We start from the raw sequence: 15498 nt of genomic DNA on the forward strand, positions 1-15498 counted from the left end.
CGGGAGCCTGCCAGAGCAGCCGGGCGGACCTGGGCGCAGCCTGTGCAGATGCGCGGGAGGGTCAGCCCGCGAACGCCTCCAGCTCGGCGCGCGGCACCTTCCGCCGCGACCGGATGAGCTCCTCGACGTCGTCCATGCGGTCCCACACGTTGACGGCCATGCCGGCCTGCACCTCGCCGTCGCGCAGCCAGAACGCGACGAGCTCACGGTTCTCGGCCGAACCGCTGAGCACCACCTCGGTGTCGTCGGCGCGCGGGTCGACGAACCCCTTGTACTCCATGCCCACGTCGTACTGGTCGCTGAAGAAGTACGGCAGGACGTCGTAGGCGGCGTCGTCGCCGAGCATGGCGCGGCCGGCGTGCGCGCCGGTGTCCTGCGCCACGGCCCAGTGCTCCACGCGCAGCGGGCGGCCGTAGTGCGGCGACGGCACGGACGCGATGTCGCCCGCGGCGAAGACGTCGGGCGCCGACGTCCGCAGGGAGCCGTCGACGACGATGCCGCCGCCGAGCTCGCGGCTCCGGAGCTCCAGGCCGGCGGCCGACGCGATGCCGACGTTCGGCGTGACCCCGACGCCCATCACCACGAGGTCGGCCTCGAGGTGCGTGCCGTCCGCCAGCTCGACGCCGTTCACCCGGCCGGACTCGCCGGTGAAGGCGACCACGTCGCCGCGGTGCCGCAGCACCCCGCGCTCCTCGTGCAGGCGCCCGTACAGGGACCCGAGCTCCGCGCCGAGCGGCGCCTGCAGGGGGTGCTCCAGCTGGCCGACGAGGCACACGTCCAGCCCCAGCATCCGGGCGGAGGCGGCGACCTCGGTGCCGATCCAGCCGTCGCCGACCACGACGACCTTGCCCTCGCCCTCGAGCGACGCCGGCAGGAGGATCCCGGCGAGCAGGTCGGCGTCGTCCACCGTCCGCAGCGTGTGCACGCCGATGAGGCTGCGCCCCGGCACCTGCAGCGCGCGGGGCGTGGAGCCGGTCGCGAGCAGGAGGCGGGAGTAGCCGAGCGTCGAGCCGTCGGCGAACGTCACCTCGTGGTCGGCGGGGGAGAGGTCGACGACGGTGGTGAGCGTGCGCAGGTCGATCGCGTGGTCGTCCCACCACCCCGCCTTCAGGGGGTAGATGACGTCGGCCTCGGCCTGCCCCCGCAGGTAGTCCTTCGACAGCGGCGGGCGCTCGTACGGGCGGTGCCCCTCCGAGGTGACGACGACGAGGTCGACGTCGCCGTCCTGCTCGCGCACGGCCTCGACGGCCCGGGCGGCGGCCAGGCCCCCTCCGACGACGAGCAGGGGTGCGGTGGACGACTCGGGCATGGTGACTCCTGACCGGCGGTGACGAGGGCTCGACCCCGACATTTCCACAGTTCGGGGATGCTGGCGACCGTCCGCCCGGGCGAGGTCAGGGCAGCTCGCGGACCGTCGCCATCGTGCGCGCCATGAGCCCCGGGACGTCCGCGTCGCGGACCCCGTCCAGCAGCCACTGCCCGAGCTGGACGGAGGCGTCGACCACCGCCCGCACGCGGGGGGCGCGGCGCGCGGCGTAGGCGTCGAGGAGCGCGTCGTCCCAGGTGTCGGAGCCGGCGAGGAGCTCCGCGAGCACCGTGGCGTCCTCCAGGCCCAGCGCCGCACCCTGGGCGAGGGTGGGCGGGCAGCAGTGCGCCGCGTCGCCCACGAGGACCACCCGCCCGCGGTGCCAGGCGCCGTCCACGACGAGGCGCGAGAACTCGCTGTAGTTCACGGCTGCCGGGTCGGTGAGGGTGGCGGTGATCGCCGGCCAGTGGCCGCCGTACGCGCCGGCGAGGCCGCGCACGTGCGCGAGCGCCTCCTCGGGAGCGGGCAGGGCGCCCGGGTCCGTCACCAGGTACGCGTAGATCGACGAGGGCCCGGTGGGGCAGTAGCCCGCGATGTAGGCGGGCCCGCCGTAGGCAAGGTCCGTGCGGTCCAGCCCGTCCGGGCGCGGGGCGACGGCGCGCCACACCGCCATGCCCGTCGGCTCGGGGACGTCGGGGATGCCGACCGCCGCCCGGGTGCGCGAGCCCACGCCGTCGGCCGCGACGACGAGGGCGAACCGGCGCTCCTCGGTGGTCCCGTCGTCGCCGTCGAGCCGCACGAGGACCCCGTCGGCGTCCTGGTCGAGCACGTGCGCGCGCACGCCCTCGCGCACCCGTGCCCCGCCGGACCGCACCGCGTCCGCGAGGACCCGCTGCAGGCGCGGGCGCTCGGTGCCGAACGTCGCGGGCAGGTCGTCGCCGCCGGCCCGCACGCTCTGCTCCTCGAACAGCACCGTGCCGTCCGGGGTGGTGATCCCGGTGGTGTCGAAGCCGCACCCCGACGCCAGGACGTCGTCCCAGACGCCGACCTCGCGCAGCGCCCGCAGCGCGTTGCCCTGCAGCGTGATGCCGGAACCGGCGGCGGTCGCGCGTCGCGCCTCGACCAGCTCGACGTCGATCCCCGCGCGCCGCAGCAGCACGGCGGTGGCGCTCCCGGCGATCCCGCCCCCGACGACCAGGACGGTGGATGGCTGGCGCATGCGGGATCCCCTGACTCGAGCGGATGGGCGACCGAACCGGTCAAACAGAGGATAGAGGACAGAACGGTCGGACGGGTGGCTAGTGGGTGGTGACGGGAGCCGTGTAGAGGCCCGGTGTGCAGCCCAGCTCTCCGGGCTCCAGGAGGATCCGGTCGAAGTCGGTGAACCGCCACGTAGGTCCGCCGTCCGGCCGCACCGCCACGATGCAGTCGCGCGCCTCCGTGACGCCCACGGCTGCGACGAGCTCGTCCTTCGCACGATCCGCCCGGATGACGTCGACTCCGGGGAAGACCGCTCGGAGAGCCGCCTCCGCGTCTTCTGGGCTCGCGCCGTCGGGGAGCTCGTCCAGCACGCGCCGTGCCTCGTCGCTCGCTCTGACGTCGAGGGACGGTGGCGTCGTCGGCAAGGGTTGAGCAGGCGACAGGTCGGTCGGGCACTCGACCTCGTCGTAGTCGGCGACGTCGTCCGGGTCGGGGGCCCGGACGGCGAACCGCCAGCACGACGTCGAGCTGCCCGAGTCGCGACCCGCGTCGCCCATGACGCTGTCGATCTGCGCCACCTCCACCGAGACGGCGACGTCGATCAGCGCTCCGTCACGGTCGCCAGAGGCCCCTTCCCACGCCAGGGGGACGACCGAGAAGGTCACACCGACCTCGTCCTCCGGCAGCCGGGGCGACACCACGGCACGCCGCTGGACGATCGTGGCGGCGTCCGCGGGTTCGTCGTAGGACGGCTCGATGTCGTCGGCGATCCCGATCGCGATCCGCTCCCCGAGCTCCGCGGCCAGAGCGTCGCCGTCGTCCGCGACGAAGGCGCCGGCCGCGACGCGCAGGGGGCCGTTCACCGCTCTGTCCACGATGATGACGGTCGCGACAGCGGCCACGACCGCCAAGAGCGCGATGAGGCCCAGCATCTTCGCGACGAGGCCGGCCCTGCGACGTGTGCCCTCGGCGTCGATCACGCGACGATCCTGGCGGACCGGTGCCCGGAGCGCCAGCCCCCGCCCAGGTGCGGCTGCGCCCCGACCCGCGCGGCCCAGGCTTCTCCCGACACGTCACCCCCGACCCGCGCACGGACACTGCGGCGAAGGTGCGGTGCCGCTGGGCGGCGCCGCACCGTCGCGGTCGGAGCCGGGCTCAGCAGCTCCTCTCGGGCACGGATCCCGGCCCGCACAGCGGCGGGTCGGCCGCGGGTGCGGAGTCCCGGACGCCCTGCTCCAGCAGGGTGTCGCGCATGAGCTGGTCGCCGTCGCCGTCGAGCCAGCGGTGCTCGAGCATGCTGCCGTCCGCCGGGTCCAGGACGATCACCTCGTGTCCCATCCCCTCGTCGGACGCGTCGCGCTCGATGGCGGTGCCGCGCCGGCCGGAGGCGGTGGTGGCCCGCCCGACCAGCTCGACGTCCGGGATCGTCGCCGCGACCTCCCACAGGGCGCGGCGCACGGCGGGCGGCGTGGGGCTGCTGCCCAGCAGGCTGATGGCCTGCACCCACAGGTCGTGCTCGCTGCCGTAGCCGGACGGGGGGATGCGGTCGAGGAGGTCGTGCCGCAGCTCCGTGGCGTCGGTCGGCAGGTTCTGGAGCTCGTCCCAGGTCAGGGACACCCCGTCGCCGTACATCGGGGCGCCGCCCGAAACCAGGTCCTCGACGAGCACGGTGCCGTCCTCGTCGGTGGACGACCCGTCGCGCATGACGCCGCCGTCGGGGGACAGCCAGATCTCCCTCGTGAAGACGCCGCGCTCGTCCGCCGTCTCCTGGCGCGAGTACCAGTACTGGCCGGGGCCGACCGCCGGCTGCTGCGCCGCGGCGGCCGCGGTCTCCAGGAGCACCGCCTCGGCCGACGACGCGGGCGTGGTGGTGAGCACCCCCGCCGTGACGACGGCCGCCACGGCGGCCGCGGCGGCGGCGAGCCGGACGCCGAGACGCCGCCGGGACGTCGTGCCGCGGCGGACCGTGGGCACCCCGCCGGTCCGTGGCGGGGCGGCCGTGATGCGCTGGAGGAGGGCCTCGGCCCGGATCGCCTCGGCGTCGGTGAGGGTGGGCGTGCCGGGCACGGGGTCGGCCTCGGCGAGCATGCGGAGGACGGGGTCGGACGTCAGCTGGGTGTTCACGGCTTGCCTCCGGGGGCGACGGCGTGCGCGGGGCGTGGTGCGGGGGACGGGTGCGGCACGGACGCGGCGGGGCCGGCGTCGACGTCGCCGACGAAGCCGCGGAGGCGGCGTCGGGCGCGGGTGAGACGGACGGAGAACGCGGCGCGCGTGCAGCCGAGCACCTGCGCCGCCTCCCGCCCGGTGAGCCCGTCCCAGGTGACGAGGGCGAGGACCTCGCGGTCGGCGTCGCCCAGCCGCCCCCAGGCGAGCCGCAGGTCCATGGACGCGGCGGCGGACGCGACGTCGTCCTCGGGCAGCGGGTGCTCGGCGGCGGCGCGCAGCTCGAGGCGGCGACGGCGGCCCTGTCGCCGGCGGTCGTCCGCGAGCAGGTTGCGCGCCACACCGAACAGCCACGGGCGCACCTCGCGCGGCACGCTGTCCCACCGGTCCCACGCGATGGTGAACACCTCGGCGGCGAGGTCCTCGGCGACCTGGTGCTCGACGCGGCGTCGGAGGTAGCCGAGCACGTCGGGATACGTGCTGCGGAACACCTCGCTGAACACGTCCTCGGGGCCCGGCGTCACGGGCTCATCTTCTTCGTCATACCCCTGCATGGTCCGGAGGCGCTCAGGTGCAACACAGGTTTCCTGCGCGGCGTCTCACGTGGTGTAGCCCACCGGCGTCGCACGCGGGCGCGGAGGATCATGCGGCCATGCGATCCGACGACCTCGACCTGGCGCTGCGGGCGGCGCTCTCCGGCGCCGCGCTCGGCCTGGAGTTCTTCGCGCACGTGCAGGACCTCGCGGTCGAGCACAAGCTCGACCGGTCGGTGGTGACCCGGGCCGACCTCGAGGTCGAGGAGGAGGTGCGTCGCGTGCTCCTCGCCGAGCGGCCCGACGACGCGTTCCTCGGCGAGGAGACGGGCGAGCTGGGGTCCGGCCGGCGCCGGTGGATCCTCGACGGTATCGACGGGACGCTCGTCTTCGTCGAGGGCGACGACCGGTGGCAGACGCTGGTCGCGCTCGAGGAGGACGGCGAGGTGACCGTCGGCGTCGCGATCGTGCCCGCGCAGCACCAGGTCTGGTACGCGGCACGAGGTCGGGGGGCCTTCGTCGCGGACGTCGCCGGCGGGACCGTGGTCCGGGAACGGCGCCTCCGCGTCGCCGAGCCGCCGCGGTCCCTCGGGGAGGCGCGCACCGCGGTGCTGCCGCCGGTCGCGATGGTGCCGGCTCCGTACCGGGCCGACGTCGACCGGCTGGTGCCCGCCGTCGAGCCGTCCGTCGACCCGTCGGGGTGGCGGGCGCACGGCGCGCTGCTCGTCGCGGCCGGCGAGCTCGACCTCGCGGTCCAGGTGGGCGGCAAGGTGTGGGACTACGCGCCGCTGTCGCTGATCGTCACGGAGGCGGGCGGCGAGTTCACCGGCGACCGGGGACAGCGGCACCCGGTCACCGGCACCGGCGTGTTCGCCTGCGACGACGCCACCGCCTCGGCCGCCCGCGCCGCCGTCGTCACGGGGTGACGTCAGCGGGTTCCGGCCCGGGCACGGCGTCCGGGGGCAGGGAGTCGAGGACGCGCCGGCGCAGGAGCTCGTACTGCTCCCGGTGGTACCGGGGGGCGTCGGGCGGACGGACGACGACCTGCCCGCCGACCACCGTCTCCTCCGGGCGGAACTGGTCCCCGGTCAGGTCCACGTCCGAGCCGTCCGGCAGCCTGTTCCAGTAGTGGTGCCCGATCTGCGCGCCGTCCACGTGCACCTCGGCGAGGACGAGGTCGCCTCCGAGGATGTCCTGCACGACCAGCGCCGTCATCCCGCACTGGTCGCGGGAGGGCGTGGCCGGGTCCCACTCGTCCTTCATGTGCGGGTAGCAGGTGTCCGGCCCCCAGGCCGCGAGGAAGAGCTCGCGAAGCTCGTCAACGGTGATCGTCATGCCCCGATCCTGGTGGCGGGCACCGACACGACCGCACCGGCACGACCTCACCGCCGCGCGCTGCGGCGTCTTGCTCGGTCCCAGACGAGGTAACCGGCCGCGAGCACCGCCGGGATGCCCGACGCGAGCTGCAGCAGCAGCGGCGGTCCCGGCACGGTGGGCAGGTCCGGCCACCAGGCGGTCAGCTCCTGGAGCCGGGGCACCTCGGCGATCACCTGCGGCACCACCCGGAGGAACGCGATCGTGAGGTTGATCAGCACCCCGACGACCAGCGCCGTCCACGCGGCGAGCCGTAGTCCTGTCTGCGGGTTGTCGTGCCCGCGGTCGACGCCTTCGTGCATCGTGACCTCCTCGGGACGGTCGCACGGTGCGCCGTCGAGGACGACGCTAGGCAGCGCGGAGTCGCGGACCCATCCCGCGCGATGCACTCTTCGTGGTGGTGCAGGCGCTACCTTCTGCCGCTCCAGGCCGTCCCGGCGGAGGTGTTCGCCTACCGTGTGGCGGGAGAGAGACGAGGGCTTCGTGCGGCGCGACACGACACCGTGGACCAGGGCGGCAGGGCGGCTGCTGCCTGCCGTCGAGCTCCTGGGCGGCGGGCTGGTCACGAACGTGCTGGCCTTCGGCGCCACGCTCCTCGTCGTGCCGGTCCTCGTGACGTCCCTGATCGGCATCGGGTACCTCGCCTGGCCGGCCGCGGCCGCCCTGCTGCGCCGTGTGAGCACCATCGAACGGTCCCGCATGGCGCGCGCGGGGGTGCTCGTCCCGGCGCCGTACGGCCTGGCCCGGACGGGCACCCCGCGGTCCGAGGCCGGTGCCCGCGCGTCGGTCGTCCGGGACCCGGCGACGCGGCGCGACCTCGCCTGGTGCGTGCTGCACGGGACGGTCGGGCTGCTGCTCAGCATCCTGACGCTCGTCATGGTCGTCCTCGCGCTGCGGGAGGTGAGCTTCGTGCTGTGGTGGCGCACGGTCCCCGCCGGCGAGGCCGGCACGGCGCTGGGCCAGCCCGTCACGACCTGGGGCGGGGCGCTCGCGGTGCTCGCGAGCGGGATCGCCTGGTCCGTCGCGGTGGTCGCGGTGACGCCCGGCGTGGCCGCGCTCCAGGTGCGGCTCGCGACGTCGCTCCTCGCGCCCGCGCCCTCGGTCGACGCCTCCCTCCGCGTCGCGGAGCTCACGCGCACGCGGGCCGACGCGCTGGCCGCGCACGCGGCCGAGCTCGAGCGCATCGAGCGGGCGCTGCACGACGGCGTCCAGAGCCGGGTCGTCGGCGTGAGCGTCATGCTCGGCCTGGCGCAGCGGCGCACGGCGGCGCTGGCCCCGGGCCCGGAGGTGGGGCCTGCCCTCGAGGCGCTCGTCGCCGCCCAGTCCGCGGCCGAGGACGCCCTGCAGCAGCTGCGCACCGTGGTCCGCGACCTGCGGCCGCCCGTCCTCGCCGAGCGCGGGATCGAGGGCGCGCTCGCCGGGCTGGCCGCGGCGTCGGACGTCCCGTGCCAGGTCGTGTGCGACCTGCCGACGCCGCTGCCCGCGGCCGTCGAGTCCGCCCTGTACCAGGTCGCCGCCGAGGGCCTCGCGAACGTCGTGCGGCACGCCTCGGCCACGTCGTGCGCGTTCGACCTCAGGGTCGTCTCGGACCGTGGCGCGTCCGTGGCGCGCCTGGTGATCGAGGACGACGGTGTGGGCGGCGCGGAGGCCCGCACCGGGACGGACGCGGCCGGCGGGGGCGGGCCGACGACGCCCGGCACGGGACTGCGCGGCATCGCCGCGCGCGTCGGTGCGCTCGACGGCACCCTGCGGATCAGCAGCCCCGAGGGCGGCCCGACGCGGCTGGAGGTGGAGGTGCCGTGCGCGTCCTGATCGCCGAGGACGACACCCTGCTGAGGGAGGGGCTCGCCATGCTCCTCGCCGGCGAGGGGCACGAGGTCGTCGCCGCCGTCGGCGACGGGGAGTCGTTCCTCGCGGCGCTGCGCGACGAGGTCGCGTCCGGCCGCCACGTCGACGTCGCCGTCCTCGACGTGCGCATGCCCCCCTCGCACACCGACGAGGGCATCCGGGCGGCCGTCGCCGCCCGCGGCCTGCAGCCGGGCATCGGCCTCGTCGTGCTGTCCGCCTACGTCGAGCAGGCCTTCGCCACTGAGCTCTTCCAGGCCAGTTCGGGCGGCCTCGGCTACCTGCTGAAGGAGCGCGTCGGCCGTGTCGACGACTTCCTCGAGTGCTTCGCCCAGGTCGCCGCCGGGGGCACCGCCGTCGACCCGGAGGTGATCGCGCAGCTGCTCGTGCAGCGCTCCCGCGCCGACCCGCTCGCGCCCCTGACGCCGCGAGAGCTCGAGGTGCTCGGCCTCATGGCCGAGGGCAAGGGGAACGCCGCGATCGCGGCCCGCCTCGTCGTCTCGCCCGGAGCCGTGCACAAGCACATCCGGTCCATCTTCGCGAAGCTCGGCCTCGCCCCGGACGACGACGCGGACCGTCGCGTCATGGCGGTGCTGCGCTACCTCGCGGCCCGTCGCTGAGGGGTTGCGGCGTCGTGCTCTGACACGCCCGGCTCTGCGACGGGCGGTGCGGGACGACCGCCTAGGCCGAGTGCCGGGGGATCGATCCCGGCGGCGGGCCGGGGCTCTTGGGCTCGTCAGGGGTGTCGTCCGCGGGACGTGAGGTTTCGTCGGGCCGGCGGGCCAGGGCTCTTGGGCTCGTCGACGGGGTCGCCGGCGCGACGTCTGCCGGGGTGCGCGGGAGCCCCGGGGCTCGTCGGTTCGGTGGGATCGGTGTTCTCTGGACCGCTCACGACGTGTCTCCTTCGGACGTGGAGTGCGAGCTGCGCTCGTACCTCGATCCTCGTCCGGTGGCACCATGCCCGCACGGGCGACGACCAGGACACGTCGTGGTGCACACCGGGCGCCCCTCTGTGACCGTTCCGGCGCCCCCCGTGGGCAAGGCAAGAGGCCCTCCGTCCAGCGTTTCCGCTGGTCAGAGGGCCTCTCGGCTGGTCGGGGTGACAGGATTTGAACCTGCGACCTCTTCGTCCCGAACGAAGCGCGCTACCAAGCTGCGCCACACCCCGAAGGACTCGCCCACGCACGGAGAACCGAAGCCCTCCTGCGGAAGCCTGCCCAGAATAGCCGACGATCGGGCCTGGACGAAAACGAGATCCGCCTACCGGGCGGTGAACGTGAGCAACGTCGCCTCGGGGCGGCACGCGAAGCGTACGGGGGCGTACGGCGAGGTGCCCGCGCCGGCCGACACGTGCAGCCAGGCGGAGCCCCGTCCGCCCGTCTCGTCGGGCCGCGGGCCGGGCCAGCCGTGCAGGCCGCTGGCCCGTCGGCGGTCGATGTCGCAGTTCGTGACGAGGGCGCCGATGCCGGGCAGCCGCAGCTGCCCGCCGTGCGTGTGACCGGCGAGGACGACGTCCGCGCCGTCCGCGTGCATGCGGTCCAGCACGCGACGGTACGGGGCGTGCGTGACGCCCAGGTGCAGCACGGCGTCGTCCCCCTCGGCCGGCGCGGGGGCGGGGAACTCGTCGCGGTCGAGGTGCGGGTCGTCCACGCCCACGAGGGACAGGAGGCGGCCGTCGGCCTCGACGACGTCCCGCCGGTTGCCGAGGTCCTTCCACCCCGCGGCGCGCATCGCGTCGGCGAGCTCCTCAAAGGGGAGCTCGGCGGGGCGCGTGTGCGCCACCCGGGTGTCGCGCTTGAGGTAGCGCGCGGGGTTCTTCGGCACGGGGGCGTAGTAGTCGTTCGAGCCCATGACGAACGCGCCCGCCGCGGTGGTGAGCAGCGGCGACAGCGCGTCCAGCAGCGGCCCCAGGGAGTCCCGGTGCGCCATGTTGTCGCCGGTGTTCACCACGAGGTGCGGCTCGAGCGCGGCCAGCGACCGCACCCACGCCACCTTGCGGTTCTGCGACGGCGTGAGGTGCAGGTCCGACACGTGCAGCACGCGCAGGTCGGGCTGGCCCGCGGGCAGCACGGGCACGGTGTGCCGGCGCACCGTGAAGAGCTTCGTCTCCACGTGGGCGTACGCCAGGCCCGCGATCCCGGCCGCGGCGACGCCGCCCGCCACCTGCCAGCCGCTCACCGCGGTCAGTTCTTGCCCCACTCGTCGGCGAGCGCGTCGGTGATCTCGTTCCAGGCGGTGTTCGCGTCGGCGCGGCCGCTGTTGCCCTTGCCGTTGCCGCCGCGGTCGTTGCCGCCCTTGTCGCCGCCCTTGTCCCCGTTGTCGCCACCGGAGTCGCCGTGGTCGCCGCCGTTGTCGCCGTCGTCCCCGGAGTCGCCGCCGTCGTCCGACGTCGAGGGCGGGGGAGCGGTCACGCCGACCAGCTTCGGGTCCGCGGCGCCGAAGTCCTCGACCGGCAGGTCGGCGACGGCCTGGTCCATGTAGGCCTTCCACGCGGGGGCCGCGACGCTCGAGCCGAAGAGGTGCGGGTAGCCCGTCCCGTTCACGTAGATCGGGCCGTGGTAGTGGTCCTCGTTCGGCTTGTCGGCGTTGCCCACCCAGACGGACGTGGAGAGGTTGGGCGTGAAGCCCGTGAACCACGTCTGCGAGGACAGCTGCGAGGTTCCGGTCTTGCCGGCCACGGGGCGCCCGTCGGACAGGCCGCCGCCGAGCCCTGCCGCCGTACCGCTGCTGGAGAAGACCTTCTCCATCGCGTACACCACGGTGTTGGCGACGTTCTCCGGGAGGGCGTTCTTGTCGCAGTGCGCGCTCGGGACCTTGTAGTCCTTGCCGCCGGGGCCCGAGACGGACGTGATGGCGACCGGCGAGCAGTACGTGCCGCCCGAGGCGAGCGTCGCGTACATCGCGGCCATGTTCAGCGGCGACGACTCCTGCGTGCCGATGAGCATCGGCGCGAAGATGTCGATGCTCTTCTCGGTCGGCTTGGTGACCTTGCCCTCCTTGGAGTTGGTCGGCCGGAAGCCCATGTCCCAGGCGGTGCTGCGCAGGTCGCAGAGGTTGAGCTGGTAGCCCATCGCCGCGAACGCGGTGTTGATGGACTTGTAGGTCGCCTCGAGGGCGGAGATGTACCCGACCTCGACGCCCTCGGAGTTCGCCGGGGCCCAGGCCGTGCCGCCGAGCCGGCCGATGCACGGCGTCTGGAAGTCACCGGGCAGCCGCGCGACCTTGGTCGCGTTGACCCGCTCGGACAGCGTGTGGCCCTCCTTCAGCCACTCGGCGAGCACGATCGGCTTGAAGTTCGACCCGACCTGGAAGCCGCCGGACGCGCCGTGGTTCGCGTCGGCCGAGTAGTTCACGCGCGTCGTGTTCTTCCCGCCCGCTGACGGCGTGTACGGGATGTTCTGCGCCATCGCGATGATCTTGCCGGTGCCGGGCTCCACCGAGGCGATGGCGGACTGCAGGCCGCTCGAGTCGTCGGCGGGGACCGCGTCGCTCACGGCCTTCTGCGCGGCCTTCTGCTTCTTCGGGTCCAGCGTGGTGTGGATCTCGAGGCCGCCCCGGTACAGCAGCTGCTGCCGCTCGGCCTTCGTCTTGCCGAACGCCTTGTTGGTGACGATCTCCTTGGTGACGTAGTCGCAGAAGAACGCGGCGTCGCCCGCGGCGCTGCACCCGATCTCCGTGGGGTTCACGTCGAGGGTGTCCTTGACCTTGGTGGCCAGCGCCTCGTCGCGCTCCTGCGTGGAGATGTACCCGAGGCTCCACATCTTCTGCAGCACCAGGTCGCGGCGCTCCTTGGCGTCCTTGCGGTTCACCGTCGGGTCGAAGCGGCTCGGCGACTTCGTGATGCCCGCGATCGTGGCCGCCTCGACGACGTTCAGCTCGGAGGCGTGCTTGTTGAAGTAGTAACGGGCCGCGGCCTCGACGCCGTAGATGCTGCGCGAGCCGAACTGGGCGGCGTTGAGGTAGCCCTGGAGGATCTCGTCCTTGCTCATCGTCTTCTCGAGGGAGATGGCCATCTTCGCCTCGGTGAGCTTGCGGGAGATCGAGTCCTCGCTGGCCTGGATGACGGCGAACTTGTCGCCGTCCTGCAGCGCCTGGTCGATGAGCATGTTCTTCACGTACTGCTGCGTCAGCGTCGACGCACCCTGCGTGGCGTGCCCGGCGACGTTGTTCGCCATCGCGCGCGTCATGCCCTGCACGTCGATGCCGCCGTGCTCGTAGAAGCGCTCGTCCTCGATGGCGATCACGGCGTGCTGCATCGTGTCCGAGATCTCGTCCAGCGGGACGACGATGCGGTTCTGCGCGTAGAACGTGGCCAGCAGCTTCCCGTCGGCCGCGTAGATGCGCGACTGCTGCGACATCGGCCGCGGCTCCAGCTCGGCGGGCACCTCGTCGTAGATCGCGACGGTGCTGTCCGCGGCCACGTTGGCCCCGGCGACGAGCGGGATGACCAGCCCGGCGGCGAGCACGCCGCCGACACCGGCCGCGAGGACGAACGCGAGCAGGAGGGCGACGAGCTGGGTCGCCGGCATCGTGCGCGTGATGCGACGGGGGTCGGATTTGGCCATGCCCACCAGGGTACGGGGTGGGCCTGAGGCGGCACGGCCGCGACGGGCGTCCCGCTGTGCAGATCGTGTGGACCCGTCGTGGGAGCGAGGGGACGGCGGCACCGGCGGTCGCTGGTTACGATCGCGCCATGGCTACCACGTGGGAGTACGCGACCATCCCCCTGCTGATCCACAACACCAAGGCGATCCTCGACCAATGGGGTGCCGACGGCTGGGAGCTCGTCCAGGTCGTCCCCGGCCCCGACAGCACCAACCTGGTGGCGTACCTCAAGCGCCCCTCCGGCGGCCAGTGATGAGCGCCACCTCGCCCGAGGCCCGCCTCGCGGAGCTCGGCATCTCCCTGCCCGACGTCGCCGCGCCCGTCGCGAGCTACGTCCCCGCCGTCCGCTCCGGCCGCTACGTCTACACCGCGGGCCAGCTGCCCTTCGTCGACGGTGCGCTCCCGCTGACCGGCAAGGTCGGCGCGGGCGTCACCCCGGAACAGGCTCAGGACCTCGCGCGCACCTGCGCGCTCAACGGCCTCGCGGCCGTGCGGTCCCTCACCGGCACGCTCGACGGCGCGCGGATCGTCAAGGTCACCGGCTTCGTCGCCTCGGACCCGTCGTTCACCGGCCAGCCGGGCGTCATCAACGGCGCCTCGAACGTCCTCGGCGAGATCTTCGGCGACGCGGGCATCCACGCGCGCAGCGCCGTCGGCGTCGCGGTCCTCCCGCTCGACGCCCCGGTCGAGGTCGAGCTGATCGTCGAGCTCGAGGGCTGATCGTCGAGGCCGTGCTCCTGGCCGCCACCTGAGAGCGGAGCAGACGGAAGGGGCGTTCTTCGCCCGGTCGTAGAAGTTCCCGAAGTGGAGCGCCCCCTGGGGCGCGTGAACGCGACCGGGCGAAGAACGCCCCTTCCGTCTGCGGCCGGCACCGTGACCCGGCGAGGCGCTACCGGGCGCGGCGCTCCAGACGGTCGATGTCGAGGAGGACGACGGCGCGGCCCTCGCGGCGCACCCAGCCGCGGGTGGCGAAGTCCGCCAGGGCCTTGTTGACCGTCTCGCGGGAGGCGCCGACGAGCTGGGCGAGCTCCTCCTGCGTGAGGTCGTGCGCCACGCGGATGCCGTCGTCGTTGGGCTCGCCGAAGCGGGCGGAGAGGTCGAGCAGCGCCTTGGCGACGCGACCGGGCACGTCGGAGAAGACGAGGTCGGCCAGCGTCTCGTTGGTGCGGCGCAGGCGGCGGGCCAGCGCGCCCAGCAGCGTCGTGGCGACGCTGGGGTGCGCGGCGATCCACTGCACGAGGGCGTGGTGACGCAGCTCGTAGACGAGGGCGTCGGAGACGGACGACGCCGTGGCGGTGCGGGGGCCCGGGTCGAACAGCGACAGCTCGCCGAACATCTCGCCGGGGCCGAGGATCGACAGCAGGTTCTCCCGGCCGTCGCTCGACCGGCGGCCGAGCTTGATCTTGCCCTGCGCGATGACGTAGAGCCGGTCGCCGGGCTCGCCCTCGCGGAAGAGGACGTCCCCACGGGTCAGCTCGACAGGGATCATGGACTCGAAGAGCGCCTTCGTCTCCTCGGTGTCCATGTCCGCGAAGAGGGGGGCGGAGAGCACGACGGTGTCGTCCACAGGATTCCTCACGTGGTTCGGGGGCGTCCTTCCCGGTGCGGGGCCGGTCGTCCATATGGTGTCAAGAGGGTGTGTTCCGGTTCTCAGTCTGCCTCACGGGACCAAATCGCGGCGCGGCGAAGCGCCGGGGTGCGGTGTCGGAGGCCGTCTATAGGCTCGGCACGTGCCGACGACGCGCTCCACCACGACATCCGACGAGACGCCCACGGGGGAGTCGCGCGTCGCGCTGGTGCGGCGCGCGCGCCGCATCGACCGCGAGCTCGCCGTCACCTACCCGGACGCGCGCGCGGAGCTGGACTTCACGACGCCGCTCGAGCTGCTGGTCGCGACGGTGCTGTCCGCGCAGACGACGGACGTGCGGGTCAACGCGACGACGCCCGCGATCTTCGCGCGGTACCCGGACGCCGCCGCGTACGCCGGCGCCGATACCGCGGAGATGGAGGAGCTGTTCAAGCCGCTGGGCTTCTTCCGCGCCAAGACGCGGTCCGTCATCGGGCTGGGGCAGGCGCTGGTCGAGCGGTTCGACGGCGAGGTCCCGGGGCGGCTCGACGACCTGGTGACGCTGCCGGGCGTGGGTCGCAAGACGGCGAACGTGGTGCTGGGCAACGCGTTCGGGGTTCCCGGGATCACGGTGGACACGCACTTCGGCCGTCTGGCCCGCCGGTTCGGCTGGACCGACCAGGAGGACCCGGTCAAGGTCGAGCACGAGGTGGGCGCGCTGTTCCCGAAGAAGGACTGGACGATGCTCAGCCACCACCTCGTGTGGCACGGGCGGCGGCGCTGCCACGCGCGGCGGCCGGCGTGCGGCGCCTGCCCGGTGGCGCGGTGGTGCCCGTCGTTCGGCATCGGCGAGACCGACCCGGTCGCCGCGCAGAAGCTGATCAAGCCGGGGCCGCGCGGCTGAG

General features: G+C 73.9%; 16 protein-coding genes and 1 tRNA gene. 6 read left to right on the top strand and 11 right to left on the bottom strand.

Annotated elements, in window-relative coordinates; genetic code table 11:
* Positions 1-61 precede the first annotated feature (61 nt).
* The 5 genes from ACWF41_RS19720 to ACWF41_RS19740 form a co-directional block, all read right to left on the bottom strand.
* The gene (locus ACWF41_RS19720; protein WP_380316716.1) at positions 62-1309 is read right to left on the bottom strand and encodes an NAD(P)/FAD-dependent oxidoreductase; all 1248 of its coding nucleotides are present in this window, start codon (positions 1307-1309) and stop codon (positions 62-64) included.
* An 85-nt stretch (positions 1310-1394) separates the two neighbouring features.
* Complete coding sequence (locus tag ACWF41_RS19725; protein WP_380316713.1) at positions 1395-2525, bottom strand: FAD-dependent monooxygenase; 1131 nt, start codon at positions 2523-2525, stop codon at positions 1395-1397.
* 79 nt (positions 2526-2604) lie between these two features.
* Entirely contained in the window at positions 2605-3486 is an 882-nt protein-coding gene (locus tag ACWF41_RS19730) for a hypothetical protein (protein WP_380316710.1), read from the bottom strand.
* Between the two features lie 175 nt (positions 3487-3661).
* Entirely contained in the window at positions 3662-4630 is a 969-nt protein-coding gene (locus ACWF41_RS19735) for a CU044_5270 family protein (RefSeq protein ID WP_380316707.1), read from the bottom strand.
* The gene (locus ACWF41_RS19740) at positions 4627-5193 is read right to left on the bottom strand and encodes an RNA polymerase sigma factor (protein WP_380316704.1); all 567 of its coding nucleotides are present in this window, start codon (positions 5191-5193) and stop codon (positions 4627-4629) included. Before ACWF41_RS19740 ends, ACWF41_RS19735 begins: the two co-directional genes overlap by 4 nt.
* A gap of 128 nt (positions 5194-5321) precedes the next feature.
* Between ACWF41_RS19740 and ACWF41_RS19745 the strand changes: the two genes are divergently transcribed.
* Positions 5322-6128 carry an inositol monophosphatase family protein gene (locus tag ACWF41_RS19745; protein ID WP_380316701.1) on the top strand — a complete coding sequence of 269 codons (807 nt, stop codon included), beginning with the start codon at positions 5322-5324 and terminating at the stop codon, positions 6126-6128.
* Here the strand turns inward: ACWF41_RS19745 and ACWF41_RS19750 are convergent.
* Positions 6118-6537 carry a YunG family protein gene (locus ACWF41_RS19750; RefSeq protein ID WP_380316698.1) on the bottom strand — a complete coding sequence of 140 codons (420 nt, stop codon included), beginning with the start codon at positions 6535-6537 and terminating at the stop codon, positions 6118-6120. The genes ACWF41_RS19745 and ACWF41_RS19750 overlap by 11 nt on opposite strands.
* A 47-nt stretch (positions 6538-6584) precedes the next feature.
* A complete protein-coding gene (locus tag ACWF41_RS19755; protein ID WP_380316695.1) occupies positions 6585-6878 on the bottom strand; it encodes a hypothetical protein in 294 nt (97 codons plus the stop codon).
* Between the two features lie 154 nt (positions 6879-7032).
* Here ACWF41_RS19755 and ACWF41_RS19760 point away from each other — a divergent pair, with 154 nt between their 5' ends.
* Together ACWF41_RS19760 and ACWF41_RS19765 are read left to right on the top strand one after the other, a co-directional pair.
* Positions 7033-8388, top strand: a complete 1356-nt coding sequence (locus tag ACWF41_RS19760; RefSeq protein WP_380316692.1) for a sensor histidine kinase — start codon at positions 7033-7035, stop codon at positions 8386-8388.
* Positions 8376-9041, top strand: a complete 666-nt coding sequence (locus ACWF41_RS19765; protein WP_380316689.1) for a response regulator transcription factor — start codon at positions 8376-8378, stop codon at positions 9039-9041. Before ACWF41_RS19760 ends, ACWF41_RS19765 begins: the two co-directional genes overlap by 13 nt.
* A gap of 471 nt (positions 9042-9512) precedes the next feature.
* Here ACWF41_RS19765 and ACWF41_RS19770 read toward each other — a convergent pair.
* From ACWF41_RS19770 to ACWF41_RS19780, 3 genes are all read right to left on the bottom strand, one after another.
* Positions 9513-9589 (bottom strand) — tRNA-Pro (locus tag ACWF41_RS19770).
* Between the two features lie 92 nt (positions 9590-9681).
* Positions 9682-10599 carry a metallophosphoesterase gene (locus tag ACWF41_RS19775; RefSeq protein ID WP_380316686.1) on the bottom strand — a complete coding sequence of 306 codons (918 nt, stop codon included), beginning with the start codon at positions 10597-10599 and terminating at the stop codon, positions 9682-9684.
* Positions 10600-10604: 5 nt separating this feature from the next.
* A complete protein-coding gene (locus tag ACWF41_RS19780; protein ID WP_380316684.1) occupies positions 10605-12986 on the bottom strand; it encodes a transglycosylase domain-containing protein in 2382 nt (793 codons plus the stop codon).
* A gap of 128 nt (positions 12987-13114) precedes the next feature.
* Between ACWF41_RS19780 and ACWF41_RS19785 the strand changes: the two genes are divergently transcribed.
* Together ACWF41_RS19785 and ACWF41_RS19790 are read left to right on the top strand one after the other, a co-directional pair.
* Entirely contained in the window at positions 13115-13279 is a 165-nt protein-coding gene (locus tag ACWF41_RS19785) for a DUF4177 domain-containing protein (protein WP_139820690.1), read from the top strand.
* Positions 13279-13746: a RidA family protein gene (locus ACWF41_RS19790; RefSeq protein ID WP_380316681.1), complete on the top strand. Its 468-nt coding sequence runs from the start codon at positions 13279-13281 to the stop codon at positions 13744-13746. The genes ACWF41_RS19785 and ACWF41_RS19790 overlap by 1 nt, the downstream gene beginning before the upstream one ends.
* 169 nt (positions 13747-13915) lie before the next feature.
* Here ACWF41_RS19790 and ACWF41_RS19795 read toward each other — a convergent pair whose 3' ends face one another.
* Positions 13916-14593 carry a Crp/Fnr family transcriptional regulator gene (locus ACWF41_RS19795; RefSeq protein WP_380316678.1) on the bottom strand — a complete coding sequence of 226 codons (678 nt, stop codon included), beginning with the start codon at positions 14591-14593 and terminating at the stop codon, positions 13916-13918.
* Between the two features lie 163 nt (positions 14594-14756).
* Between ACWF41_RS19795 and nth the strand changes: the two genes are divergently transcribed.
* A complete protein-coding gene (gene nth / locus ACWF41_RS19800; RefSeq protein WP_380316675.1) occupies positions 14757-15497 on the top strand; it encodes an endonuclease III in 741 nt (246 codons plus the stop codon).
* The last annotated feature ends 1 nt before the right edge of the window (position 15498 follow it).

Source organism: Isoptericola sp. NPDC055063 (assembly GCF_053608125.1).

What these genes read in the sequence shown, in the direction of transcription:
- ACWF41_RS19790 (WP_380316681.1), top strand. Translation starts at nt 13,279, where the DNA reads ATGAGCGCCACCTCGCCCGAGGCCCGCCTCGCGGAGCTCGGCATCTCC.
- ACWF41_RS19750 (WP_380316698.1), bottom strand. Translation starts at nt 6,537, where the DNA reads ATGACGATCACCGTTGACGAGCTTCGCGAGCTCTTCCTCGCGGCCTGG.
- ACWF41_RS19780 (WP_380316684.1), bottom strand. Translation starts at nt 12,986, where the DNA reads ATGGCCAAATCCGACCCCCGTCGCATCACGCGCACGATGCCGGCGACC.
- ACWF41_RS19745 (WP_380316701.1), top strand. Translation starts at nt 5,322, where the DNA reads ATGCGATCCGACGACCTCGACCTGGCGCTGCGGGCGGCGCTCTCCGGC.
- ACWF41_RS19725 (WP_380316713.1), bottom strand. Translation starts at nt 2,525, where the DNA reads ATGCGCCAGCCATCCACCGTCCTGGTCGTCGGGGGCGGGATCGCCGGG.
- ACWF41_RS19785 (WP_139820690.1), top strand. Translation starts at nt 13,115, where the DNA reads ATGGCTACCACGTGGGAGTACGCGACCATCCCCCTGCTGATCCACAAC.
- ACWF41_RS19755 (WP_380316695.1), bottom strand. Translation starts at nt 6,878, where the DNA reads ATGCACGAAGGCGTCGACCGCGGGCACGACAACCCGCAGACAGGACTA.
- ACWF41_RS19720 (WP_380316716.1), bottom strand. Translation starts at nt 1,309, where the DNA reads ATGCCCGAGTCGTCCACCGCACCCCTGCTCGTCGTCGGAGGGGGCCTG.